The organism is Bacillus sp. JST-5 (genome assembly GCF_057747715.1).
In genome coordinates, this window is sequence record NZ_JBYLHW010000026.1 from 1 (window position 1) to 25,886 (window position 25,886).

A 25,886-nucleotide genomic window follows, 5' to 3' on the forward strand; every position below is an offset into this window, starting at 1 on the left:
TAAAAAATCGTCCTTTCTGTAATGTTGTGTGGTAACTTCATTTTACTAGAAAGGACGATTTTTTTGTGCATTTTTTTTAAAAGTGAAAAATGAGGGGCTCCAAAAAGTCAGTTACCCTGACTTTTTGGACAGCCCCTTTTCAATTAAAGCTTTTCACCATTGCTTTCAATGACTTGTTTGTACCAATAGAAGCTTTTCTTTTTCATTCTGCGCAAGTCTTTTCCGCCTTCTTCGTCTTGGTTGACGTATACGATTCCGTAGCGCTTTTGGAATCCGTTTAGCCAACTTAATAAATCGGTAAAGGACCAAATGCAGTAACCCATCACATCCACGCCGTCTGTGATTGCTTCTTGAATCGCTTGGATATGCGTGGAGATGTATTGAATTCGATAGTCATCGTTAATAGAACCGTCTTCTTCAACTTTGTCATACTCGCCTAATCCGTTTTCGGTAATTAAAATTGGCAAGTTGTAACGGTTTTTAATTCTTCGTAAGCCAATTCGTAAACCAGTTGGGTCGATCGTCCAATCCCAGTTGGTCGTTTCTAAGTAAGGGTTACGAATCGTTTTAAATAACCCAGGAATCCCGCGGTCGCTGGAAGTTCCTTTTTGTCCGGTATTATTAAAATGTCCGCTTTCTGTTACACCATCTAACGGATTCTTTTCAAATGTCGTCGTTTGATAGTAGTTCACACCCATAAAATCTGGTTTTCCAGCCTTTAATATTTCTAAATCTCCCGGCTCTAATTGAGGGGCTATTCCTTTTGCTTCTAAATAGTTCCATGTTACCTTTGGATACTCACCCCATGCATACACGTCCATCCACCAATGAGCATTGAATTCTTCCGCATTTTCAGCGGCTAAAATATCTTCTGGTTTTGGTGAAAATGGATAAGCAGGGGAGTAGGCAAAACTTGGTCCGATTTTTCCGTCTGGAACATATTTGCGAAACTCAACAATCGCACGAGCGTTGGCTAAATTCGCATGATGGTTTACTTGATAAAAGAGACGATCATCACTGACACCAGGAGGATGCAGTTTTAATTTATATCCGTGGGACGTAAAGACATTTTGCTCATTTAACGTGACCCAATATTTAACCCGATCCCCGTAACGTTTATAAAGGGTGATACAGTAATTCGTGAAATCTTCAATGATTTGTCTTGATTCCCAGCCGCCGTATTCTTCTTGTAACGCTTGTGGGAGATCCCAATGATAAATGGTTAAAATCGGTTCAATTCCGTTGGCGATTAATTCATCGATTAAGTTGTCGTAAAACTGTAAGCCTTTTTCATTTACTTCGCCTTTACCATTTGGAAAAATACGAGCCCAAGCGACAGAAAAACGATAAGCTTTTAAACCAGCTTCTTTCATTAATTGAACATCTTCTTTATAACGATGATAATGGTCAACCGCTACATCACCGTTCGTTCCTTTAAAGGTTTTACCAGGAATTCTTACAAACACATCCCAGTTTGATAAACCTTTCCCGTCTTCATTCCAAGCACCTTCGACTTGGTAGGCCGCACTAGCAGCTCCCCAAAGAAATTGTTTTGGAAATGGGGTTAATGTTTCGTGAATCATAAGGATCATCTCCTAATCTAGTTTTGTTGCATATGTTTAAAGTGATAAAAGGCTCCAATCATTCCCGCATCGTTTCTATGTTTACAAGGAAGAATAGGAATTTTAAACTCTTCCCATTTAAAATAGTTTTGCATTTGGCGATGGATTTCTTCGAATAAAACAGGCTGTGCACTGACACCGCCGCCGATTAAAAACTTCTCGGGATTAAGTGTAACGACTAAATTGTAAATCCCGCGGCAAAGATGGCTTACCCATTGCTGAAAAATCTTTTGAACTTGTTTGTCGGTTTTTAATTCTTCAAAGATGATTCGGCCATCTAACACTTCATCAACGTTTTTATAAGCTTTATACGCGTTTAGTAAACTTGTGGTAGAAGCAATTTCATGCATGTTTGGAAGGCCGTTTTCCATTTGAGTAACCATGAACCCGAATTCTCCGCCTTTAAATTGATAGCCATGAAAGATCTTGCCGTTTAAAAAGATGCCTCCACCAATCCCGGTTCCAATCGTCATGCAGATAAAATTCTCACAACCTTTCGCATAACCAGTCGCATGTTCAGCAATCGCCGCGCAGTTTCCGTCATTTTCAATTTCAATTGGTAAGTTGATATGTTCCTGTAATATCGCTTTTAAGTTTTTCCCGTTTAAAGCTTCAATCGCACCGGCCATTTCCGAATAACCTGTACGATAGTCAATGTAACCGGGCATGCTTATAGCAATGCCACTAACCTCATACTTCGATTGGTAATCTCGAATCGTGCGAAGAAGGTCGTTAACAAAAACGTCCAAGTTCCGTCGTTCCGATGGATAATCCGATTTTGATAGAATCGTTCCATCTTCTTGGATGATGCAATGTTTAATTTTTGTTCCGCCAATGTCAAAGGCAATATAATGTTTCATCGTTCTGTCTCCTTTTTGAAAAATAGTAGGAAACGAAAAATCATTGCAAAAACGACGAATTGTCGAATTTCACATGAAATAAAGAAGGGGGGATGGATGTCCCCCTCATTATGAAGATAATTTGACGGAATAGTGTAGAGCGCTGCCAAACGGTGATTGCTTAATTTGCTTTTTAATATAATCGACCGTTTCATCACCGCTTAGATCCGTTTCTACAGATAGTAGGAGGTCTATCTTGTTGACTTGTTCAATTTGGACGCTGACCTTTTCATCTGAAAGTCCATCCATCAAATCTTTTATGAATTTAATTTGTCCGCAAAAAATTTGTACTTTATGAACGGCCAATGATGTTCATTCCTTTCTATTTTTGTGCATTCGCTGCTTTGTTTGCTGCTAATACGAATGGTAAATAGATAAGCGTTGATACAGCTAAACAGATAAATCCGACAATGAGTGCCATCCAGTTGCCTCCAGTACCGAAGAAGGCAAGTAATGGACCTGGTGTTGTCCAAGGTACGCTATAAGCAACAGGTGGGATCAGTTTTAACGTAACAGCTAAATATCCGATAAAAATATTTACAGCTGGTGCTAATACAAACGGAATAATTAAAATTGGGTTTAATACGACTGGTAAACCGAAGATGACAGGCTCGTTGATATTAAATAAACCAGGAGCCACCGATAGTTTACCGATGTCACGATAGTCTTTCCGTTTAGACACTAGGAAAATCGCAATTAATAATCCAAGCGTCATACCAGATCCGCCGTAGTTTGCGAATGCGTCGTTAAGCGCCCAAGTGACTGGGTATGGCGCATCCCAAGCAGTACCCGTTGCAGCTACATAGTTTAAGTTTTCAATGTTTGCTTCTGCGAACATTGCTTCACGGATTGCGGCTACTGTATTTGGACCGTGAATACCGAAAATCCATAGAACGTTAGAAACAATCGCTAAAATGATTAATGAGAAGATATTGGTTCCTAAGTTTTTCAAAGGTGTTTGTAACACTTCATAAATTAATTGATGTAAACCCTCAGGGAATAACGCATTTATAATTGCATTGGCAATCGCAAATAATAACGTAATAATAATGATTGGGAATAACACTTTAAATGTTCTAGATACAGCCGGTGGTACGGAAGCCGGCATATTAATTTGTAAACGTTCAGATTTAGAAAGTTTACTAAATAATTCACCTACAATAATACCGACGATGATGGCTACGAATAAACCTTGAGCGCCAATCCATTGAGTTGTGAGTAGGTTTGCACCATCTACGTTCACATATGGTGGATAAATAATGAAGAAGATGGATAAACCAGTAATCCCTGCTAGTAGTTCGTCTGCTTTTAAGGCAAGAGCGATATTCCTAGCGATTAAAAAGACGATAAACATGGATAAAATATTCGTTGAACCGTTTAACACTGGTGTGAACACTTGTTGATAGTCCGCTAAATTCGGGAATAGCTTATGCAAAAATAGAATTTTCGCGATAAAACCGTCAGGTGCTAAAATGGCGAAGTTTAATAATAGTACTAATGAACCGGCGAGCGTAATAGGGAAGGCTAAAATAAAGGCATCCCTAATGGCAACGATATGTCGTTGTGAGTTTAATTTTGTGGCCACCGGTACTAGGAATTTTTCCATTCCTTTTTCAAATTTTTCCATAAAGGCCATTGGTTTCCCCTCCTATTAATAAAGAGCATAAAATGGTTACTTCATCAGTTGTAAAGCACTTTCTAGAACGGCTTCTCCGTCCATCATTCCATAAGCACGCATGTCGATAACTTCTACTGGGATACGCCCTTTAACTAAAGCATCGACTTGTGATTTTTGGAAGCGAACTTGAGGTCCTAATAGTACGATATCCATGTCATCAATGACGGAACTTGCTTCCGTTACTGGAAGTGCTGTGATTTCAACCTCGACTCCTTTTTTCTCAGCTGCTTCCTTCATGCGATTGACTAATAAACTTGTTGACATTCCAGCTGCACATACAAGAAGAATTTTTTTCATTGATAACGCCTCCATTTAGTAAAAATCAAGTTGAAAGTTATTATTGAAAGAATTGTGGGAGATATTTTTTATGAGCTTCTAACATCTCGTCTACAATTTGTTTTGCTAATGAATCAGAAGCTACTAATGGGTTGATCGTTAAAGCTAGTACAGCTAAATCATAGCTACCAGTCACTGCTGCTTCTGCGGCAACACGTTCAAACGATTTAATTTGTTGGACTAAACCACGAACAGGTACCGGCAAGTCACCGATGGCAAGAGGTTTTGGACCGTCTTTTGTAATGACTGAGCTGATTTCTACCGCAGAATCGCTTGGAATGCTGGCAATCGCTCCGTTATTCATCGTGTTGACTGGTTGAATATCTCGTTTGTCGTTGTAAATGCTGGAAATTAATCGAACGGCTGCATCTGAGTAGTATGCACCTCCGCGTTTTTCTAATTGCGGTGGTTTAATGTCTAAGTTTGGATCTTTATAAAGTTCGAATAATTCCTCTTCCAATTTTTTAACAACTTCTGCACGAGTTCCTACGGTTTTCGCATTCTCTAATTCTTTTTCAACCATTTCGCGAGATTTATAGTAATAGTTATGATAAGGACATGGGAGAGCGTTTAAAGCTCTTAAGAAAGATGGTTCAAATCCTTGACCTTGAATGTTTTTTACAAAGCTGCTGTTGTTTGGATTGGTTAATAGATTTATTACTTTATCTTTAATGCTCACGCCATCTAAGTAGACGTCTAATCCGTAAACCATATGGTTCAAGCCAGCAAAATCGATGCGAATTCTGGAGTGATCGACTTCAAGGAGTTTGGCGATTCCCATTTCCATTCCGATTGGGACGTTACATAGACCGATTGCTTTTTTGATGTTGGAATATCTATAGATGGCTTCTGTAACCATACCCGCAGGATTGGTAAAGTTGATGAGCCAAGCATCTGGACAAAGTTCTTCCATGTCTTTGCAAATATCTAAAATAACTGGAATCGTCCGTAATCCTTTAAACAATCCTCCAGGACCATTGGTTTCTTGTCCTAAAACACCGTATTTTAAAGGAATGGCTTCATCTTTGGCACGGGCATCAAGCAATCCGACACGGAATTGAGTGGTGACGAAATCCGCATCTTTGAGTGCTGCTCGTCGGTCTAGTGTAAGATGAATATCAATCGGTAAATTCGCCTTTTTCACCATTCGTTTCGCTAAGTTTCCGACGATCTCCAATTTTTCTTTACCTTCTTCAATATCGACTAGCCAAATTTCGGAAACTGGAAGCTCATCATATCTTTTAATAAAACCTTCGATAAGTTCTGGTGTATAGCTGGATCCTCCGCCAATAGTGGCAATTTTTAAACCTGTTTTCATGGTAATGTCACCCCCTTTTTGTTTAGTAAGTCATATAAATCAATCATTTCTGCTGCTAAATCTTTGATGGTGATTGCTGTCATGAGATGGTCTTGTGCATGGACCATAAGTAGAGATACTTCATTTTTGTTACCGTTTACTTCATTTTGAATTAAAGTGGTTTGAACATGATGTGCTTCATTAATGGATTGTTCTGCTTCTTTTATTTTGTCTTTAGCGGCTTGGATGTCGCCTTTTTTTGCAAGATGGATGGCTTCCATAGCAAGGCTTTTTCCGTTTCCGCCGTGCAAAATGATTTGAAATACTATTTCTTCATTAGTGGCATCCATTGATTCCATTCCCTTCGTTTATATTGAAAGCGCTTTCTTATGTCGGATTTTGTAAGATGGTTGGAGAACCATCTATCTACATCATATGAGGTTTTTCCTATTATCTACACACAATGTTTTTCCTTTGCCAACGGAAAAAAATAAACAAAAAAATCAGACTATTTAGAAAGTCTGATTTTTATTAGGTAATCATATATTATAGGTTACCGAAATGTACGAGTTGTAGGTTGTTGTTGTTGATAAACTCTTGTATTTTTGGATGGGTTAAAATCATTAATTCTTTTGGTCGTTCTAAATGATAAGAGCTACCTGACATTAATTCATAATCGATATAGGCAGGGTGTGTCATGATTTCAACAACATCATGTTTTAATAGTTGTTGAAACAGTGTGATCGTATGTTCCACCGTTAAATGATCGCCGTAAAAGTCCGTGCAAAGAAACGGAACTGGTTGGATTTCTTTTTTTCCATCTGGCACAAAGCGGATCGGAACTTGATATTTTTCCGCTAATTTTTCCACAACGGGATAGATGTTTGGATGTTGATGGACATGATGATGCGAATCAAAATGAGTCGGCTTGATGCCGAGTGACAAACAATACTCGATTTGCGCTGTCCACTCTTTTTCGACATCGGTTGGCTGTGCGTTGTTGACCAGTTCATTGTAACGAAGAAAGTGTCCGTTTTCGTCGATTAGTGAAGGGACGTCTTCACTTAACGGTTTTCCGATGGTGAGCACGAGATGAACTCCGACGCCTAAATTCGGGTTGTCTTTTGCTAATGCTGCCGCATGTGTGGCACCAGGCATATTGGCCATTAATGTTGCGGATGTAACGATTCCTTGTTGATGGGCTTCGATAATCCCATAATTGACACCTTTTGAATAGCCGAAATCATCGGCATTGATAATCCATTTTTTCAAGTTTTTCACCCTTTATTCTGTTAATAAAATTTTCATGAAGTCTTCATGCGTTTCGGCAGAAATTAAACGTTCGACGGTGTATGGATGATCCAACAAATCGGTTAGTGCTTTATACATGTCTTTTAGATCATCGTTATTTTTTTCTTTAATGCTTAATAAACAGATAAATTGAACATTTTTATCTTGCCATAAAATCGGTTTTTTTAACGTGCAAATAGCTAATATCGTTTCTTTGGATTGTGGCACGAGCGGATGAGGGATGGCGACCAAATTTCCAAAACTCGTTGGCGCTAAATGTTCCCTTTCCATGACAGAGTCAAAAAACGTATCCGTTACATATCCTTTATCCATTAATGCATGACTTAAGTGAGATATGACTTCTTCTTTTGTTTGAAACGATTGTTGAAGAAAGATTAAATCTTTTCGTGTGTATTGTTTAAAGACGTGTTTTTCTTTCGTTGTTAAGTGCATTTCGATTTTCTGTAAATCATGTTGACTGACGATTGTTTTCACTTCAACAACGGGGACTTCGAGCTTTTCCTGAATTGGGATAGTACTAATGACAAAATCGACTTGATCTAATGGTGCGTTTTTCAAATTGTAATAATTAATTGTGTCGACAATTTCCATTTTTGAATGAAAATGTTCTTCAAGTTTACATCTTAAAAGGTGAGCACTTCCAACCCCTGATGCACAGACAATTAAACATTTTTTTCTCGGTTGTTTCATTTTCTTTCGCGCAAGTGCTGCTCCGAAGTGTAAAGCAAGGTAGCCGATTTCATGGTCGTTGATTTGAATGCCGATGTTCTTTTGAATGACAGTACCCGCAATCACGCCAGCTTCATAGGCAATCGGATAATTCGTTTTAATTTCTTCTAACATGGGGTTACGTAAATTCATGCCAAAACGGTATCGATTGATTACCGGTTTTAAATGTAATAAAAGTCCGAGTTCTAATTTTTTATCATGGCGGATGCCAAGTCCAAGCTGCGCTTCAATTTCCGATAATATTTCCTTTGTTAGTTGTTGAACATTTTCATCAATGAAAGCCATTACTTCGTTTTCATCAATTTTTTCTTCGTTAATTAGGCGGTTGCCCATTAAATGAATCGTTACATACCCGATTTCGACATCCGAAAAACGGACGTGTAAATAGTTTTCGATGTCGCGAACGATTTCTTTTGCTGTTTGATATTCAGGTTGTCGTTTAAGTTCATTCAAATCTTTTTCTTCCATTGAAACATAATGATGATTTCTTATTCGTGTACAAGCAATTGCGATATGAATGACTAAGTTATTTAGGGCGATATCCGACATGAAAATATTTTTTTCTTCCAATTGTTTTAAAATAATTTCTTGGATCGCTTTTAAGTCTTTACTTGGAAGAATGTTTGATGTCCAGTTTAATAAATCAACGTCATATTCATTTCTTCGACAGACGTATTTCGACATTAAAAATCTGCGTTTCATTTCCGGACCGACCGCTTTGATTCCGTAGTTTGGTTTCACTTCGATCGTTAATCCATGGGAATGGAAAATGTCTTTTACATTTTTAAAGTCGAGCTGTAAAGTTGTTCGGCTGACGTAAAGTTCTTCAGCCAATTGTTCAAGTTTGATATAGTCTTGGGCTAATAGCAATTTTCGAATAATATAGTGGATTCGGTCTTCTGGAAAAGAAGGAATCACATGGTTAGAATGCAAAGGGCCATCTGTAGTTTCGGATAGAAATTTCCGGAATTTTGTTTCATCTTGGATGGTTAATATATATCCAGTTCCACGGTGGGATTCAATGGTTGCGCCATGATCTTTTAACAATTGATCTAATTGTTTCATGTCATTCCGTATCGTCCTAGAGGTGACATTTAAGATTTTGGCTAAATATTCGCTTGTGATGGGTTCTTTATGTGCTAATAATTCTTTGAGTATTCCGATTGTTCTCGGTTGAGACATTTCATTCACCCCTAAGGATTCTCATATAACTTTTGTACTAGTTTTTATTATGAAGGAAATATTTTATTTCTCAAGTAAAAAGGTTTTTATATTTTACAGATAATTATAAATAATTTGATATTTTAATGGAAGTTAATGGAGAAAATTAGGGGGAAAAATTATATAAAAGATAATAATTTGGCGCTAAGATGATCGAGGAGTGTCTTTTGAAAAGATGTAAAGGTTTAAAAAAAGATTGGTCGAACGTGAATCGACAAAACTAGCCACTAGGGAGGAGTTATTTGCATGTTGAATGAACAATAGTGAGAATGTAAAACCATGAATTGAAAAAACTAGCAATTAGGGTTATTTATATTTACAATTTGAACGAATTTTAGATAGGATGTTAAACCATGGGTCGAACAAATTTGCAACTTGAATGGTTTTTTTTGCAAGTCGAACATTTGAAGGTGAATTTGTTAATCAGGCAATTAAAAAATCTTGCAACTTATAATCATATACTTGCAAGTCGATGGTTCGCGGGTGATTTTATTCAAAAAAGAAAGGATTGGCACGGGCCAATCCTGACAGATGGATGGTATATTTGCAACTTTGGTGAACGAATTTGCAAGTTTAAGAAGTTTATTTTCAACCTTGAAAATGTTATTTGTAACTGAGAAATTTTGTATTTGCAACCAAGAGGAAAAAACTTGTAACTTTTAAAATTTTATTTGTAACCAACGAACATTTTCTTGCAAGTTGAAAAATAATCTTGCAACTCATACGGATTTATTTGTAACTTCACCAATAGTGAGAGAGTGTTCTTATCAAATAGCTAAAAAACTTGCAACTTGAGTTCATATACTTGCAAGTCGATGGTTCGCGGGTGATTTTTTCAAAAAAGAAAGGATTGGCTCGGGCCAATCCTGACAGATGGATGGTATTTTTGCAACTTTGGTGAACGAATTTGCAAGTTTAAGAAGTTTATTTTCAACCTTGAAAATGTTATTTGTAACTGAGAAATTTTGTATTTGCAACCAAGAGGAAAAAACTTGTAACTTTTAAAATTTTATTTGTAACCAACGAACATTTTCTTGCAAGTTGAACCCCAATTCCTTCATAAAAAAATTTCGTTACTTTCCACTTTTATCAGATAAATGATACGTATGTAGAATAGCCTTGTAGAGAATATTTACACCGATCATTAAAGCATTTTTATTAAACGTCATGTTTGGATGGTGGAGTCCTGGTGTTAAATCACAACCTAACCCCATGAGCGTAGCTTTTAAGTTTGGTTTTTGAATGGTGTAAAAGTGGAAATCATCGCCTCCAGGAGTTATAACAGGAGGGGCTGTTCCTTCTTTTCCCAATACATCTTCAATTGCTTTCTTCATAATATGGATCGCTTCATCGTTTGTTACCGCTGCTGGAATTTCCTCGGAATGAATGATATTAATCTTCGTGTTATATAATTGCCCCAAATTTTTTATGATTTCATTAACACGATTCTTCAGCCGTTCCATTTGTTCATTCGTTTGAGCACGCAAATCGAGGGAAAATGTTGCGTTCCCCGGAATAATATTCGAACTTCCTCCGGCATGGAATTTTGTCATTTTTACCGAATAAGGAATGGAAGGGTCTACATGGATTTGATTGATGAAGTTTACCAATTGTGCCCCAATTTCAATAGCGTTGTGGGTAAGATGCGGCCTTGCACCATGGGCATCATCTCCTTCGATGACACCATCAATATTCACGGTTGCCCCATGAATTAAAACTGGAGTGGCAAACCCAAATTTCATTTCATGGATTGGGCGCAAATGGATGCCAAATAAATAATCGACGTTATCTATGACACCTTTTTCGATCATTTTTAACGCCCCAGACCCTTTTTCTTCGGCAGGTTGAAAGATGAATTTCACTGCAATTCGATCGAATAGAGCGGGAGTTTGTAGAATCTTCCAAAAAACTCCAAGCACGATTGACATATGAGCATCATGACCGCAAGAGTGATTAGCTTGAAAAGTACCGTCAACATTTTGCCAAAGGGCATCAAGCTCTGCACGCAATGCAACAACAGGAACACTTCCATCAAAATTTCCGATTTCTCCAACAACACCAGGACAGTTTGGAAAAGTTATCACTTTAACATTCTCTTTTGATAGAAGATTAGCAATATATTTTGTTGTTTCAACTTCTTCCCAACTAATTTCAGGGTGTTCATGTAAGTATTGAAAGGTTTCATTAACTTTCTTCTCAATATTCTCCATGGCCTTTAACATCCTTTATAAAATAGTTGAATGCATTTGGGATAAAATCAAATGATTTTACCCGGTGAACAATTTCTTCCAAAATGGTGTTTGTTACTGAAAAAGTGACTGGTCCTATACGGAAGAACGAAAAATCGTTTCCAACATGGACAACAATCACAGTATCTGCAAACTCTGTAATAGGGGCAACTTTTGAATCAGTTATTGCAATGACTGGGATCCCTTTTTTCTTCGCATGTTCTGCCAGTTTAATTGGATCGATGGCATAACGAAAAAATGAGTAAACGATTAAACATGATTTTTCCGGTAAGCGGTCTAATAAGCGAGCATCGGATTCTGGACGGTAGAGAATCGCATTTCCAAGCGTATGATTGAGATTAAAAAAAAGCCAATGGGCAAATGCAAAAGATTGATAGAATCCAACAACGACGATTTGCTCGCTATTCAAAATGGTGGTTACCGCTTGATCTAGTACATCTTTATTCAGCTTCGTTTGATTTTTTTTCATTAACGTAATGTCTTCATTCATATAGTTGGAAAAGTTATTATCACTATCTGCATGTTGTCCAAATAATTGATTGGAATTTAATAAAACTAAATCTTTTCGAATGTCTTTTTGCAAGTCGGAAAATTCGTATCCGATGGCTTTACAGAAGCGAATGACCATTGTTTCACTTACATTTAGAAATTCACCGATTTTTTTGGCGGGATGGATCGCAAAAATAATCGGGTCATTCATAAAGTATTCAGCCACTTTTTTTAAGCCTTTCGTTAACTGGGGAAACATTTCCTCCGTTTTCATTAAATATTGTGGGCGCATTTTTTTCTCCTTTATAAAGTTTTTGCTTTATTTTCATTGAAAAAAATGAAATCCTTTACTATAATATATTATAAATTTTCATTATTTTCAATAAATATACCATTTTAGATACCGGAGGTGACAAGAAAAAGGCCGTGTAACAACCTTCTAAAAAATTTATATGTGGAAGGGGGATAAGTATGTGGAGAAAAAGAAAGTTCCTTTTATTTATTTCGATTATAACTTTGTTGATTTTATCCGCATGTTCTTCCGAAGAAAGCTCAAGTTCTAAAAAGGATGGAAAAGGCGGTGTTTTAAACATTGCATATCCATCACAACCACAAAGTTTAGACCCTCATTCAACTACTGCTGAAGCTACAAGAGACTTAGCAAAACTCATCTACGAATCTCTCTTAACTTTAAACGAAAACTACGAAGTCATACCTCAATTAGCTGAATCGTATGAAGTCAGTGATGATAAGAAAACATATACCTTCCAACTACGAAAAGGCGTTAAATTCCACAATGGTAAAGAAATGAAAGCAGAAGATGTTGTTGCTTCGATGATGAAGTGGGGAAAAGATGCACCGGAAATGGGCAACCATGAATGGGTTGCGATTGATGATTATAAAGTCGAATTAAGATTGGAAAATCCTTCATCTTTAGTACCGTTTTTTATTGCTGATTTAGCTAGATTTGCAGCGATTATGCCTAAAGAAGTGGCAGAAAGTGCAGATGCAACGGGGGCAAAAGAATATATTGGTACTGGCCCATTTGAATTCGTCGAGTGGAAACAAGATGAAGTGGTCCGCTTTAAAAAGTTTAAAGATTATTCTCCTGATTCCAATGCTCCAAGTGGCTTAGGAGGTAAAAAAGAAGCTTTCGTAGACGAAATCAATTGGTATTTCGTTCCGGATGCTTCCACACGGGTGAATGGACTTCTAAGTGGACAATATGATTATGCTCATTACATTTCCTATGATTCTGTGCCACAGGTAGAGAGTGCAAGCGGAATGAAGGTTGAAATTTGGCCGTATGGAAATGAAATCCTCGTTTTTAATAAAAAACAAGGAATCTTCTCTAATGCAAAAGCACGACAAGCAGTAAATTATGCTTTAGATATGGATGTTGTTATGAGTGCCGCGTTTGCTGGTCCGGATTATTACACATTAGATCACAGTTTATTTTTAGATACACAAACAGATTGGTATAGCGAGAGCGGAAAAGAATATTACAACCAAAAGGACATTGAAAAAGCTAAACAACTATTAAAAGAAGCAGGATACAACGGTGAAGAAGTTGTGATTTTGACCAGTCGTGATTATGAGCACCATTACAATGCTGCAGTTGCTACTCAACAAGAACTTGAAAAAATCGGTATGAACGTAAAACTAGATGTTTATGATTGGCCAACATTGTTGGAAAGAAGAAGCGATCCAGCACTCTATGACATCTTTTTTACCGGATTTTCAACGACGATGACTCCGCATCAATATACGTTCTTAGATTCTCGCGCCCAATGGCCAGGGTGGACAAATAATAAAGACATCGATCGATTGCTCGATGAAATTCAAGCAGCACCAACTCAAGAAGAAGCAAAAGCTTTGTATTCTGAATTGCAACAAATCATATGGGAAGACTTGCCTGTCATTAATCTTGGAAGAAACTATCGTGTATCCGCATATTCGGAAAAAGTACATGGAATAAAACAGATGCTTGGTCCGATTTTCTGGAATGTATCGATTGAAAATTAAACAACTGTTTAAATCTGATGTTCCCCGATTGATGATCGGGGAACGATGTTCTTGAAAAGGAGGGAGGCTGCATTTGGGGTCTTATATTTTAAAACGAGTGTTATCGATGATTCCAGTGCTCTTCATTGTAGCAACGATTGTCTTCTTCTTAATCCATCTTGTACCTGGAGATCCTGCTGCCGTAATTTTAGGACCCGAGGCAACGCCACAAGAAGTCGAACAACTGAGAGAACAACTTGGATTAAATAAGCCAATCTATGAACAGTTCTTTTCTTGGTTTGTAGGATTATTTCAAGGAGATTTAGGAGACTCCATTTATATGAGGAAACCGGTGTTGGAAGCATTTAGTGATCATATCGGCCCAACACTTTCATTAGCGCTTTTAGCCCAAGGGATCTCGATCTTAATTGCTATTCCTATTGGAGTCCTTGCTGCAAAAAAAAGAGGCACAAGTGTTGATCGAGTATTTATGTTAATTGCGATGATCGGTTTATCCTTGCCGAGCTTTTTATTAGGTCTTTTACTCATGCTTTTGTTTGGGGTTCATTTGAAGTGGTTGCCAGCAGCAGGTTATCAACCAATTAGTGCGGGAATATGGGAACATATTCGATATATGATTTTACCAGCCTTTGCACTAGGTACCATCCAAGCAGCAGTAATTGCGAGAATGACGAGATCCTCCATGTTAGATGTTTTAAGCATGAACTATATCAAAACAGCAAAGGCAAAAGGTTTAAAACAAAGGGTGATCATTTACAAACATGCTTTTCGTAATGCATTTATTCCGATTTTAACTATATTAGGAGAAACATTTGGCTCACTAATTACCGGGGCAGTTGTAACAGAAACGGTATTTAATCTTCCGGGGATTGGTCAACTAGTTGTGAATGCCATTGTAAGAAGGGACTATGAAGTCATTCAAGGAACAATTCTCATTATGGCAATGATGTATCTATTGTTGAATTTATTGATTGATTTATTATACGGAGTCATTGATCCACGGGTTCGTTTGAGTCGGAAATAGGGGGGATGGCACATGGATATTAAACCATCGGTACAGAGTAACGTATCCGTTGATTTTAATTATTTTTATCAATTGAAACAACAGCTAAAAAAAGAAAGACGAAAATTAATGTTTCGACGCTTTATATCTAATAAATCCCTCGTGTTTGGAACAATTTTGTTACTCATTGTCTGTTTATTTGCCATTATTGCCCCGTATGTTAGTCCATACTCGCCGTATGACATTGATCCTGCCAATCGTTTAAAAGGCCCGAATTCCGAACATTGGTTTGGCACGGATAATTTTGGTCGTGATTTATTTAGTCGCGTCGCACACGGTGCACAAGTCTCATTAGTAGTAGGGGTATCAGTTGCTGTACTGACATCCATATTCGGTTTGGTGGTCGGTCTTTATGCGGCCTATTATTCGCTTTTAGACCACATTTTAATGAGAATTTGCGATGCTTTAATGGCATTTCCTGATATATTCCTAGCGATTGGAATCATGGCAGTTCTTGGACCAAGACCAATCAATGTTGTCATTGCAGTAACGTTGGTGAAAATTCCTGTTGTTGCAAGAATTGTTCGCTCAAGTGCACTAGTGGTGAAGGAACAAACCTTTATCGAAGCACTTAAGTCACAAGGGGCAAGTTCATGGAGAATTATTTGGTTTCATATCGTGCCAAATATTTTATCTCCAATGATTGTTCAAGTTACTTATATTTTTGCAATTGCCATTATTTTAGAAGCATCCCTTAGTTTTTTAGGCGCAGGAGTTCCAGCACCCGATCCTAGTTGGGGGAATATTTTGTACGACGGAAAAATTGTCATCTTTTCTGCTTGGTGGATGACGGTATTTCCAGGAATCTTCATTATTATGGCGGTTTTAGGGCTTAATATTTTTGGTGATGGTTTAAGAGATTATTTAGATCCGCATTCAAATAAAGCGATGAAATAATGGGAGGGGGTTGTCATGACGAAACATTTGTTAGAAGTGAAAGAATTAAAAACGACTTTTTATACAGAAAAAGGTCCATTCCGTGCGGTCGACGACGTTTCGTTTCATATCAATAAAGGAGAAACGTTAGGAATCGTCGGTGAATCCGGTTGTGGGAAAAGCGTGACAGCCGAATCCATTTTACGTCTGCTAGATGAAAAGACAACTTCTTATGAAGGAAAAATCATATTTAATCAACGAAATCTATTGGAATTAAGCGAAAAAGAGATGTTGGACATTCGGGGCAATGAAATTTCCATGATTTTTCAAGATCCCATGACGTCTTTGAACCCAGTTTATACGATTGGGAATCAAATTATGGAAGCGATTATTGTTCATCAAAAAGTTTCGAAAAAGGAGGCTTACGTTCGGGCCGTTGATATGTTGCGAAAAACAGGAATTCCTTCGCCTGAAAAACGAATGGATGAATATCCTCACGAAATTTCAGGAGGAATGAGACAAAGAGTAATGATCGCGATGGCGTTATCCTGTCAACCGAAGCTTTTAATTGCCGATGAGCCGACTACCGCTTTAGATGTTACGATTCAAGCGCAAATATTAGAACTTATTCAACAACTGCAAAAAGATTTTAATATGGGAGTTATTATGATTACCCACGATTTAGGGGTCGTCGCTCAAATGTGTACGAGAGTAGTTGTGATGTATTTAGGACAAGTCATTGAAGAAGCGACCGCCGACCAGCTATTTCAGCAACCGTTTCATCCTTATACTAAAGGATTGCTGAAATCTATTCCGAAAATCGATGGAGAGCGGAAAAAGAAACTGTACGCGATTGATGGCATTGTTCCTTCTATGAATAACATTCCAAAAGGCTGCCGCTTTTCGCCACGCTGTCCTTTTGCGGATGAAAAGTGCCGAGAATTCCCTCCAGTATTAGAATCCATTAATCAAAGTCGAAAAGTTAGATGTTGGCATTATGATACCATTGCGTCTCAGGAGGAGAAATTCCATGCGATCCATTAAAGAAAAACAATCTTCTCCTTTATTAAAGGTAGAAGAATTAAAAAAATATTTTCCGATTAAAAGCCCGTTTGGAAGAACAAAAGGACACGTTAAAGCCGTTGAAAATGTTAGTTTTGAAGTTTATGAGAAGGAGACAGTAGGAATTGTCGGGGAATCCGGTTGTGGAAAAAGTACGACAGGAAGAGCGATTTTACGTCTCATTGAACCTACAGGTGGAAAAGCGCTCTATAAGGGAGTGGATCTCTTTCAATTAAAAGGGAAAGAGTTAAAACGGTATCGCAAAGAAATTCAGATGGTTTTTCAAGATCCTCATTCCTCTTTAAATCCAAGAAAGAGAATAGGAGATTTAATTGAAGAATCGATGAAAATTCATCAAATCGGTTCGAAGATGGAAAGAATGGAAAAAGCGATCACTCTTTTAAAAAAGACGGGTATTCAAGAAGATCAATATTTTAAATATCCCCATGAATTTTCTGGAGGGCAAAGGCAACGAATTGGGATCGCTAGAGCTTTGGCCGTCGATCCTTCATTAATAATTTTAGACGAACCGGTTTCTGCATTAGATGTTTCCATACAATCGCAGGTGATTAATCTATTAGGAGAAATACAAGAAGAATTTCGTGTGGCGTATCTATTTATCTCTCATGATTTGAGCGTTGTTCGACACATATCCGACCGGATTGCAGTTATGTATTTAGGTCATTTAGTAGAAATGGCCCCAACCGATGAATTGTTCCAAAATCCTTTGCATCCATACACAAAAGCTTTACTTTCAGCAGTTCCCATTCCAGATACGAAAGTTAAGCGTGAACGAATCATTTTAAAAGGGGACGTCCCATCTCCCATCAATCCTCCATCTGGGTGTGTATTTCATACGAGATGCCCATACGTGATGGATCATTGCAAAAAAGAAAAGCCGAGGGAGAAGAAAGATGAATCGGGTCATCTAATTTCATGTCATTTATATGCTTAAGGGATAAGGGAGGATCAATCATTGAGAATTAAAGAAATTGAAGTGTATGCTATCCAATTACCTTTACTTGAACCTTTTGTTATTAGTTATGCGACTTACCATTCGATGCCCTCCATTATTGTAAAGATAACAACGGATCAAGGAATCGTCGGATTTGGTGAAGGAGTGCCTGATGAACATGTAACTGGTGAAAATTGGGAAAGTACCTACCATGTATTAAAGTCAACCATTGCCCCAAGGTTAATTGGTGTTAATCCGATGAACATCGAATCGATTCATGAATTGATGGATGAGATGATCTACGGGGTACCTACGGCAAAAGCGGCTATCGATATTGCTTGTTACGATATTATTGGAAAGTCGTTGAACGTTCCTGTTTATCATCTTTTAGGCGGCAGGTATCATGAACATTTTCCATTAACACGAGTTTTAAGTATTGATACTCCGGAAAATATGGCAGATGAGGCGGAAAAACGATTATCAGAAGGGTATAAATCATTCAAAATTAAAGTTGGGACGGATTTATATGAAGATGTAAAAAGAATTAAAGCGGTACGAGCAAGAGTAGGGGAAGATATTTCAATTCGTATTGATGTCAATCAAGGATGGAAAACTAGCTCAGCCACTTTAAAAGCTCTCCGATTATTAGAAGATGTTTCGATTGATTGGGTCGAGCAACCAGTTGTTGCCGACGATATTGATGGAATGGCAGAAGTTAAGTCTAAAACGACCATTCCACTTATGATCGATGAAGGACTCCACGGCACAAAAGAAATGCGTGAAATTATTGCTAAGCGAGCCGCCGATAAAATCAATATAAAATTAATGAAATGCGGAGGCATCTACCCAGCGATTAAGTTAGCCCATATCGCGGAAATGGCTGCAATTGAATGTCAAATTGGCTCGATGGTCGAATCTTCGGTTGCTTCTGCTGCAGGATTTCATGTAGCCTTTTCAAAGAAAATTATTAAATCTGTTGAGCTTACAGGCCCATTGAAATTTGCCAAAGATATTGGAAATTTACAATATGATGTACCAAAAATTTCTCTAAGTGATAAACCAGGGTTGGGTGTCGATATTCAAGAAGAAGTATTAAGCGAGTTAACGGTTTATTCAGAGAAAATCATATAATGGAATGATTCAGTCAGCATTGCTAAAGTAGTTTGAGACTACGAAAAATATTTTAACCACGGTTTTGGCTGTGGTTTTTTGTTTGTCGATAAAATTGTATACAATCGTATTTTTTGAAGAAATATTTAGAATAGTGTTGTTTTTGGATGCGCTTTCATGTATAATGAAAAATAATTATATAACCGCTGGGAAGAGACGAGGAGATAGAACCCAGAACAATACCTATTTAGGGGTTTGTTTTCTGTGGATTCTTATCTCCTCTTTTTTATTTTCCTAGCAAATTTAACTATTCATAAGGGGGATTGTTTATGAAGAAATTATCCATTTTATTTTCAAGTATTTTAGTATTAAGCATGTTGTTATTGTCAGCGTGTGGAGGAGATGATAACTCTAAATCCGGTTCAAAAGACGGAGATATCGGTAGCATCAACTTATACTCTCCAGAAACACCTGATATGACAAAAGAATTAGCAGAAGCGTTTGAAAAACATGTCGGTGGAAAAGTAAACGTTCATTATGCAGGTACAAACGTATTAGTTAACCAAATGATGGCTGAAAAAGATAACCCACAAGCAGACGTATGGTACGGCGGTGGAGGGATCCTTCCATTCGAAGCGGCTGTTGATAAAGGAATTATCGCACCGTACACACCTGATGCTGCTAAAGATTGGGATGTAGTTGAAGATGGTATTAAAGTCAAACATCAAGATGGTTACTATACGGGTGTCGAAGTATTCGTTTTAGGATTTGTTTATAACACAGAATTGGTTAAACCAGAAGAAGCTCCAAAAACTTGGGACGATTTATTAGATCCAAAATGGAAAGGAAAAATTCAATTCTCTAACCCAGCCGCATCTGGTACAGCAACATTAATGGTTATGTCTCAAATGATGCAACGCGGAGAAAAAGAAGCTTGGGAGTACTTTGAAAAATTAGTTGAACAAGCGAACTCTATTCCAGACTCAGGTTCAGGTCCTACAAAAGCTGTAGCGATGGGTGAAGCACATATCGGAATCGGTTTTGACTTCATGGCTTATGAAGCAAAAGCAAAAGGGGAAACGGTAGACTTTGTCGTTCCTGATAAAACTCCTATTCTAGTAAACCCTATTTCTCTAGTAGAAAATGGACCAAATGCAGAAGGCGGTAAAAAATTCATTGACTTCTTACTTTCTAAGGAAGGACAACAAATTCTAGCAAACTGGTACCATATTCCAATTAACCCAGAAGTAGAATCTAAAACTCCTTTAACATTAGAAAGTGTAAAACCACATGCCGTTGATTTAGATATGGATTGGGTAAACGACAACTACGATCGTATTCGTAACGAATGGAAAGATAAATTCCAGTAATAAAAAGGTGGTAAACAATGGGCTCAGTAAAAGTAGAACAACTTACGAAAAAATTTGGTGAATCAGTTGCATTAAATAATGTCAATTTGGATATCAAAGAGGGCGAGTTTTTCGCCCTTCTTGGTCCATCTGGATGCGGGAAAACAACAACAATGAGATGTATTGCAGGTTTTGAAGAACCGACATCTGGAGAAATCAAAATTGGCGATAAAGTAGTCAATAACTTACCGCCTAATAAGCGTAACTGCGGAATGGTTTTCCAAAGCTATGCATTATTCCCACACTTAAATGTATTTGAAAATGTGGCCTATAGTTTAAATATTAAAGAATTAAATAATGGCGGGTTATTATCCAAATTTAAAGTTTACGGACGTTTTTTAAGCAAACGTTTGTTTAAATATCCAAAAGAAATTGAAACGAAAGTAATGGAAATTTTAAAATATGTTGAATTAGATAAATACGCGGATCGATTAACAAGTGAACTTTCCGGTGGACAACAACAACGCGTTGCCTTAGCAAGAGCATTGATTATGGAGCCGGCTGTATTGTTAATGGACGAGCCTTTATCCAATCTTGACCAAAAACTACGTCATTCGATGAGAAATACGATTCGTAAAATTCAACAAGAGTTGGGGATTACTACAATATTTGTTACCCACGATCAAGAAGAAGCGATGAGCATGGCAGACCGCGTGGCTGTTATGAGCCAAGGTCAAGTTATGCAAATTGGTACTCCAACAGAACTGTACAGCAATCCTAAATCTCCTTTTATTGCGGACTTTGTTGGAACATCTAACATTTTAAAAGGAACTGTTGTCGGAGAAGAAAACGGCTTTACCGTTGTACAAATCGAAGACCGAAAAATTTTGTCCACATCAAAACCAAACAAAAAAGAAGTGGATGTTATTATTCGACCTGAAAATGTGAAAATCTTTGCTGGAGAAGAGAAACCACAAAACCTATTAGAAGGAAAAATCTTGTTCTCCACTTATTTAGGTTCGATCGTTCGTTACGATGTGGAAGTGGGTACAAATACATTGATTGTCGATACAACTTATCATTCCGGTGATCAAATTTTACAAGCCAATTCTTCCGTTAAGCTTTCGATTGATCCAGAGAGGGTGTTATTAATATGAAAAAATTTTTCAGCACCTTTAATGGATTAACGGTTGTAAAAATATTGATCACATTATTTTTTCTTTTATTCCTAATTCTTCCTTTAGTATCTGTTTTTTTAGTAAGTTTTACTGGACAGCCTATTAATCTATTAGGTTCTTTAACGGACTCAAACATTATGAGTTCCACCATTGAAAAATTTAAAAATAGTTCGCTCAATAGCTATATTCAAGTATTCAAGGGCGGAGGATATTTTAAAGCCTTATTAAATAGTTTGCAGCTATCATTAATTGTTTCTGTTCTTGTTATTCTCATCTGCATTCCGATTGCTTATGGGATTGCTAGAACGAAAATGCCCTTTAAGAAAACCATTTCTGCACTTTGTACGATTCCATTAATCATCCCAACGTTTATTTCTGCATATGCGTTTATTATTATGTTTGGACGTTCGGGATGGGTGACACAGTTATATCAAATGCTTGGTGGAGAAGGAATGTTGATTGACCCTTACTCCATGACGGGAATCGTCTTAGTCCAAGTGTTTTTCTTTTTCCCATATGCGTTATGGCCAATGGTCGCTGCGTTTAAAATAAGCGATTTAACTTTAGAAGAAGCTTCCTATAATTTAGGAGCTAAAAGCGGCTTTACTTTCATGAATGTAACATTACCACTCGCACTGCCAGGAATTATCTCTAGTATGTTATTAATTTTTACGGTCAGTTTCTCCGATTTTGGAACACCGATAATTTTAGCGCCAAAAGATTTAAGCTTAATCGTAGTAGAAGCTTACCGTGAAATTGCTGGATTCTTCAACTGGGGCGGTGCAGCGATTTTAACAGTAATCATGGTCCTTGTCGCTGCGTTTTTCTTCTGGTTGCAGAACTTATTTGTTAAAGGGAAAAATTACGGTACAGTTTCTGGAAAACCTAAGCTGCAAAAATTAAGCGAAAACAAAGTTTTAAACAGAACTTTAGCAGCTTATTCTGGATTCATTGTTTTAGTTCCTTTATTAGCTTTATTAACCGTTGTTGTAGAGTCTTTTGCCACTACTTGGGGAAAAAGCATTCTGCCATCCGGATTTACGCTTAAACATTACAAGATGATTTTCTCATCTTCTTTTAGCAATATTTCTAATAGTATTATTTTAGCGCTTGGCGCATTAGTATTAAGTGTCATTATCGCAACATTTGTTTCTTATTTTGTAGTAAGACAAAAATCTGCATCACTAGATTTTATATCTTCTTTACCGCTAGTTGTACCAGGAATTGCATTAGGTATTGCGCTTATTCAAACGTTTAATACGGCTCCGTTGCAATTAACCGGTACAGCAGTGATTTTAATTATTGCTTATACAATTCGAAGATTGCCATATATGATCCGTTCTACGATGAGTACGATGCGCATGATTAAACAAGACATTGAAGAAGCAGCGGTCAATTTAGGAGCTTCTCGTCTAACAGCTGCGATTACAGTCATTGGTCCTTTGATGCTTCCAGGGATTGCGGCAGGATCGATTTTAGTGTTTGTCACTGTTATTAAAGAGACGAGTGTTTCTATTTTATTAGCACCAGCGGAGTGGGCACCAATGAGTTTAGCGATTTTCCAAAACCTTCTTCGCGGCGAATATTATACAGCTGCAGCAATGGCGGTATTGCTAGTTGTCATTGTTATCATCCTTCAATCCATTGCAGAACGATTGTCTAAAAAACAGCTATAGAATAGGCTTGGTGAACGTTATGAGTAAAGGGTTTATTTTTGATTTAGATGGTACGATTTATTTAGACGATGAGATGATTGACGGAGCAGCTGAAGCGTTGAATGAATTAAAGAAACGCGGAGATAAAGTCGTCTTTTTAACGAATAAGTCGATTGCCAAAAGAATCGATTATGTGAATAAATTAAAACGAATGGGAATTTCGGTTACATTAGATGAAGTGATTAATTCGAATTATATAACGGCGCGGTATTTACATTTAAATCTTTCACCTAAAGATTATGTGTATGTCATTGGCGAAGAGCCGTTATTTGAGGAATTGCGTGAACAAGGAATTCGAATTACCGAAGATCCACTGTTGGCAAAGTATGTCGTTGTCGGATGGGATCGGGAGTTTCATTATGATAAATTGAACGATGCATTCCAAGCCTGGAGAAATGGAGCCCAATTCATTGCGACTAATCCGGATCGAACTTGTCCAATGAAAGATGGACAAATTCCAGATTGTGGTGCGATGATTGGCGCTATTGAAGGGGCGATTGGCCAATCGATAGAAAATATTGCGGGCAAGCCTTCGAAACTTATGGCGGAATACGTCGTTCAAGATGTGTTGAAATTGCCCCCTTCTCAATGTTATATGGTTGGTGACCGTTTAGAAACGGATATTAAGATGGGAAACGAAAACGGATTGAACTCAGTATTAGTATTAACAGGGATTACGACAAAGGAAATGCTGGAACAATCGAGTGTAAAACCAACCTATGTGTTGAATAGTGTAAAAGAAATTGTGAATCTATAATGATAAAAAAAGCATCATTTTCCAATACGGAGAATGATGCTTTTGTTTTTGGGAAAGTAGTTAAGGATGGCGATCGGACTTTGTTGCGCATGTCTTGTGCTCATCCTGCTGAAGTTGAAGCTTTGTTGTTTCAGTTTTTTTATGTTCGATTTTTATACACGATTAATTTCATTTTCCAATACGGAGAATGATGATTTTGACGTTCTGTCTTGTTCTCATTCTGCTGAATCCGAAGTCTAATGTTTCAGCTCATTTTTTATTCAATTTTTTAATACTATAAATCTAAATTCCATAGATTTGGACTACCGCAAGAGACGGCTAACGCACCTGCTTCTAATGCTTGGAGAACTTCCTCTTTCGTCGTAATCAGACCGCCAACAATAAGAGGAATAGGAATTTCCCGAGATAGTTGATCGATCACTTTCGGCATTAATCCTGGTAAAACTTCGACGGCATCTGGTTTACAGTTGTTAATCACTTCAATTCCTTTATTAATGGCACCACGATCAATAAGAAAGATTCTTTGAATCGTATAAAGACCTTCATCCTTGGCGTATTTAATTAAATTCGATTTCGTAGAAATAATGCCATCAGGTTTCCATTCTTTAGCAATATATTGAATGGCGCTTCGATTTGGCCCGATGCCTTCAATTAAATCTAAATGAATAAATACTCGCATTCCATTTTCTTTTAATTTTGATACGTAGTCTTTACACGTCAATAAATTTCCGGTTAGTAAAAAACTAATATTTGCTTGACTGTTAATTGCTTTTTCTACATCCTCTTCTCTTTTAATTGATGCAATAATTTGTGACTCGACTAGATCGACCATTGACACGAAAAATCCCTCCAGCATCTTTTAAGCTCTTTTATCAAAATAACATATTTTTGTAATGATTGTCACTGAAATGAAAAATGTTTTGGATAATTGTTGAAATTCAACAGAGTTACTTAGCAACCATTCCTTCACTGATAATTATAAATATTCAAACATATATATGGAAGGGATGATGAAAAATTGGTAAAATTTATAAATAAAAGGTAAAGGAGTTTTGGGAAAAAAGAGGGGAATGATCGATGAAACAAATTTTTTGTGAGGAATGTTCTTGTTCCATTGATTCAAGAGATGATTTAATCATCACATCAAAATTTTTCATTCCTGTTGCCTATCATAGAGCCTGCTATGCCGAAATGTTAAAAGAATTTAAAACATTTTTTGTTGATAAAGTACCAATCAATGGAGCAGCGGCTACCTTAACGTCATTCTTTGCTGTTATTATTTGGGCTTTATTCATGTTAACATCCATGGAATATAAAATTTTATGGACAATTCTTTTCTTAACTCTTCCCATTTATCGTTTATTAGCTTGGTACCTGTTTGAACGACACGTGCCTGATGAAAAAAGTGAAGAGTTCATAAATAAAATGTAGAATACATGGAGGAATACTGTGAGTCTTAGGCTCGCGTATTTTTTGTGAAGGAAGTTATTTGTACCTGAGTATAAACATGTACAAAAACTGGAGTGAGTAAATAATTTAACAATCTAATAGGGGTGCGAGAAATTGAAAAAGACTATTCATCACTTATCCTACTTTGTTGCTGGATTTTTATTTATTTTACTAATCTTAAAAGATTTTTTTCCAAACATATCTGTAAACAAAGACTTTCTATCGTGGGGGATTCTAATTAGTGTATTAACAAACATTATAACTCATACTAAGCCTATTTTAAAAAATGATAAATCAGTACATCTATATATTATTTTGGCAACCATATCGTTACTTCTCCTTGTCATTATTTTAACGTTATTGGGAGGGGAATCTCAAAGTGGTATTACTACTCACCCGATTTTTTGGATGTTAGCAATTGCTACGATAATTAAAAGTCTGATAAGTTACCAAAAATCGGAAAAGGATAATCCTAAAAACGTCATGTAAGGTTAGCGAGGTAATTAGTTGACCAAA

24 protein-coding genes are annotated in these 25,886 nt (G+C 37.1%); 12 read left to right on the top strand and 12 right to left on the bottom strand.

Annotated features, from left to right (window positions below):
* Window positions 1-143: 143 nt before the first annotated feature.
* The 11 genes from AC3ASS_RS07185 to AC3ASS_RS07235 all read right to left on the bottom strand — a co-directional run bounded on the left by AC3ASS_RS07185 (window position 144) and on the right by AC3ASS_RS07235 (window position 12,123).
* Window positions 144-1,583 carry a glycoside hydrolase family 1 protein gene (locus AC3ASS_RS07185; protein ID WP_488282837.1) on the bottom strand — a complete coding sequence of 480 codons (1,440 nt, stop codon included), beginning with the start codon at window positions 1,581-1,583 and terminating at the stop codon, window positions 144-146.
* A 17-nt stretch (window positions 1,584-1,600) separates the two neighbouring features.
* A complete protein-coding gene (locus tag AC3ASS_RS07190) occupies window positions 1,601-2,482 on the bottom strand; it encodes an ROK family protein (RefSeq protein WP_488282838.1) in 882 nt (293 codons plus the stop codon).
* A 108-nt stretch (window positions 2,483-2,590) separates the two neighbouring features.
* On the bottom strand, window positions 2,591-2,827 hold the full coding sequence (locus tag AC3ASS_RS07195; RefSeq protein ID WP_488282839.1) for a hypothetical protein: 237 nt from the start codon (window positions 2,825-2,827) through the stop codon (window positions 2,591-2,593).
* Between the two features lie 16 nt (window positions 2,828-2,843).
* Window positions 2,844-4,157 (bottom strand): PTS sugar transporter subunit IIC, encoded by a 1,314-nt coding sequence (locus tag AC3ASS_RS07200; RefSeq protein WP_488282840.1) that lies wholly within the window; start codon window positions 4,155-4,157, stop codon window positions 2,844-2,846.
* Between the two features lie 36 nt (window positions 4,158-4,193).
* Window positions 4,194-4,496 (bottom strand): PTS sugar transporter subunit IIB, encoded by a 303-nt coding sequence (locus AC3ASS_RS07205; RefSeq protein WP_488282841.1) that lies wholly within the window; start codon window positions 4,494-4,496, stop codon window positions 4,194-4,196.
* A gap of 40 nt (window positions 4,497-4,536) precedes the next feature.
* Window positions 4,537-5,853 carry a 6-phospho-beta-glucosidase gene (locus tag AC3ASS_RS07210; RefSeq protein ID WP_488282842.1) on the bottom strand — a complete coding sequence of 439 codons (1,317 nt, stop codon included), beginning with the start codon at window positions 5,851-5,853 and terminating at the stop codon, window positions 4,537-4,539.
* The gene (locus AC3ASS_RS07215) at window positions 5,850-6,182 is read right to left on the bottom strand and encodes a PTS lactose/cellobiose transporter subunit IIA (RefSeq protein ID WP_488282843.1); all 333 of its coding nucleotides are present in this window, start codon (window positions 6,180-6,182) and stop codon (window positions 5,850-5,852) included. Before AC3ASS_RS07215 ends, AC3ASS_RS07210 begins: the two co-directional genes overlap by 4 nt.
* 196 nt (window positions 6,183-6,378) lie before the next feature.
* Window positions 6,379-7,104 carry a chitin disaccharide deacetylase gene (gene chbG / locus AC3ASS_RS07220; RefSeq protein ID WP_488282844.1) on the bottom strand — a complete coding sequence of 242 codons (726 nt, stop codon included), beginning with the start codon at window positions 7,102-7,104 and terminating at the stop codon, window positions 6,379-6,381.
* A 12-nt stretch (window positions 7,105-7,116) separates the two neighbouring features.
* Entirely contained in the window at window positions 7,117-9,054 is a 1,938-nt protein-coding gene (locus tag AC3ASS_RS07225) for a BglG family transcription antiterminator (protein ID WP_488282845.1), read from the bottom strand.
* 1,112 nt (window positions 9,055-10,166) lie between these two features.
* Complete coding sequence (locus AC3ASS_RS07230; protein WP_488282846.1) at window positions 10,167-11,303, bottom strand: M20 peptidase aminoacylase family protein; 1,137 nt, start codon at window positions 11,301-11,303, stop codon at window positions 10,167-10,169.
* A complete protein-coding gene (locus AC3ASS_RS07235) occupies window positions 11,290-12,123 on the bottom strand; it encodes a MurR/RpiR family transcriptional regulator (RefSeq protein WP_488282847.1) in 834 nt (277 codons plus the stop codon). The genes AC3ASS_RS07230 and AC3ASS_RS07235 overlap by 14 nt, the downstream gene beginning before the upstream one ends.
* Window positions 12,124-12,302: 179 nt before the next feature.
* Between AC3ASS_RS07235 and AC3ASS_RS07240 the strand changes: the two genes are divergently transcribed.
* The 10 genes from AC3ASS_RS07240 to AC3ASS_RS07285 all read left to right on the top strand — a co-directional run bounded on the left by AC3ASS_RS07240 (window position 12,303) and on the right by AC3ASS_RS07285 (window position 23,921).
* Window positions 12,303-13,856: an ABC transporter substrate-binding protein gene (locus tag AC3ASS_RS07240; RefSeq protein ID WP_488282848.1), complete on the top strand. Its 1,554-nt coding sequence runs from the start codon at window positions 12,303-12,305 to the stop codon at window positions 13,854-13,856.
* A 73-nt stretch (window positions 13,857-13,929) separates the two neighbouring features.
* Window positions 13,930-14,880: an ABC transporter permease gene (locus AC3ASS_RS07245; RefSeq protein ID WP_488282849.1), complete on the top strand. Its 951-nt coding sequence runs from the start codon at window positions 13,930-13,932 to the stop codon at window positions 14,878-14,880.
* 12 nt (window positions 14,881-14,892) lie between these two features.
* Complete coding sequence (locus tag AC3ASS_RS07250; RefSeq protein ID WP_488282850.1) at window positions 14,893-15,816, top strand: ABC transporter permease; 924 nt, start codon at window positions 14,893-14,895, stop codon at window positions 15,814-15,816.
* Window positions 15,817-15,831: 15 nt separating this feature from the next.
* A complete protein-coding gene (locus AC3ASS_RS07255) occupies window positions 15,832-16,839 on the top strand; it encodes an ABC transporter ATP-binding protein (protein WP_488282851.1) in 1,008 nt (335 codons plus the stop codon).
* On the top strand, window positions 16,826-17,812 hold the full coding sequence (locus tag AC3ASS_RS07260) for an ABC transporter ATP-binding protein (RefSeq protein WP_488282852.1): 987 nt from the start codon (window positions 16,826-16,828) through the stop codon (window positions 17,810-17,812). Before AC3ASS_RS07255 ends, AC3ASS_RS07260 begins: the two co-directional genes overlap by 14 nt.
* A 21-nt stretch (window positions 17,813-17,833) precedes the next feature.
* Window positions 17,834-18,943 (top strand): mandelate racemase/muconate lactonizing enzyme family protein, encoded by a 1,110-nt coding sequence (locus AC3ASS_RS07265; RefSeq protein WP_488282853.1) that lies wholly within the window; start codon window positions 17,834-17,836, stop codon window positions 18,941-18,943.
* Window positions 18,944-19,251: 308 nt separating this feature from the next.
* Window positions 19,252-20,292, top strand: coding sequence for an ABC transporter substrate-binding protein (locus AC3ASS_RS07270; RefSeq protein WP_488282854.1), 1,041 nt, complete (start codon window positions 19,252-19,254; stop codon window positions 20,290-20,292).
* Between the two features lie 17 nt (window positions 20,293-20,309).
* Window positions 20,310-21,428 carry an ABC transporter ATP-binding protein gene (locus AC3ASS_RS07275; RefSeq protein WP_488282855.1) on the top strand — a complete coding sequence of 373 codons (1,119 nt, stop codon included), beginning with the start codon at window positions 20,310-20,312 and terminating at the stop codon, window positions 21,426-21,428.
* On the top strand, window positions 21,425-23,125 hold the full coding sequence (locus AC3ASS_RS07280) for an ABC transporter permease (RefSeq protein ID WP_488282856.1): 1,701 nt from the start codon (window positions 21,425-21,427) through the stop codon (window positions 23,123-23,125). Before AC3ASS_RS07275 ends, AC3ASS_RS07280 begins: the two co-directional genes overlap by 4 nt.
* Window positions 23,126-23,144: 19 nt before the next feature.
* Window positions 23,145-23,921, top strand: coding sequence for an HAD-IIA family hydrolase (locus tag AC3ASS_RS07285; protein ID WP_488282857.1), 777 nt, complete (start codon window positions 23,145-23,147; stop codon window positions 23,919-23,921).
* 274 nt (window positions 23,922-24,195) lie between these two features.
* Here AC3ASS_RS07285 and AC3ASS_RS07290 read toward each other — a convergent pair whose 3' ends face one another.
* Window positions 24,196-24,753, bottom strand: coding sequence for a glycerol-3-phosphate responsive antiterminator (locus tag AC3ASS_RS07290; RefSeq protein WP_488282864.1), 558 nt, complete (start codon window positions 24,751-24,753; stop codon window positions 24,196-24,198).
* Window positions 24,754-24,998: 245 nt separating this feature from the next.
* On the opposite strand from AC3ASS_RS07290, the gene AC3ASS_RS07295 reads away from it, so the two are divergent.
* Together AC3ASS_RS07295 and AC3ASS_RS07300 are read left to right on the top strand one after the other, a co-directional pair.
* Entirely contained in the window at window positions 24,999-25,352 is a 354-nt protein-coding gene (locus AC3ASS_RS07295; protein WP_488282858.1) for a hypothetical protein, read from the top strand.
* 132 nt (window positions 25,353-25,484) lie between these two features.
* Window positions 25,485-25,859 (top strand): hypothetical protein, encoded by a 375-nt coding sequence (locus AC3ASS_RS07300; RefSeq protein WP_488282859.1) that lies wholly within the window; start codon window positions 25,485-25,487, stop codon window positions 25,857-25,859.
* Window positions 25,860-25,886 lie beyond the last annotated feature (27 nt).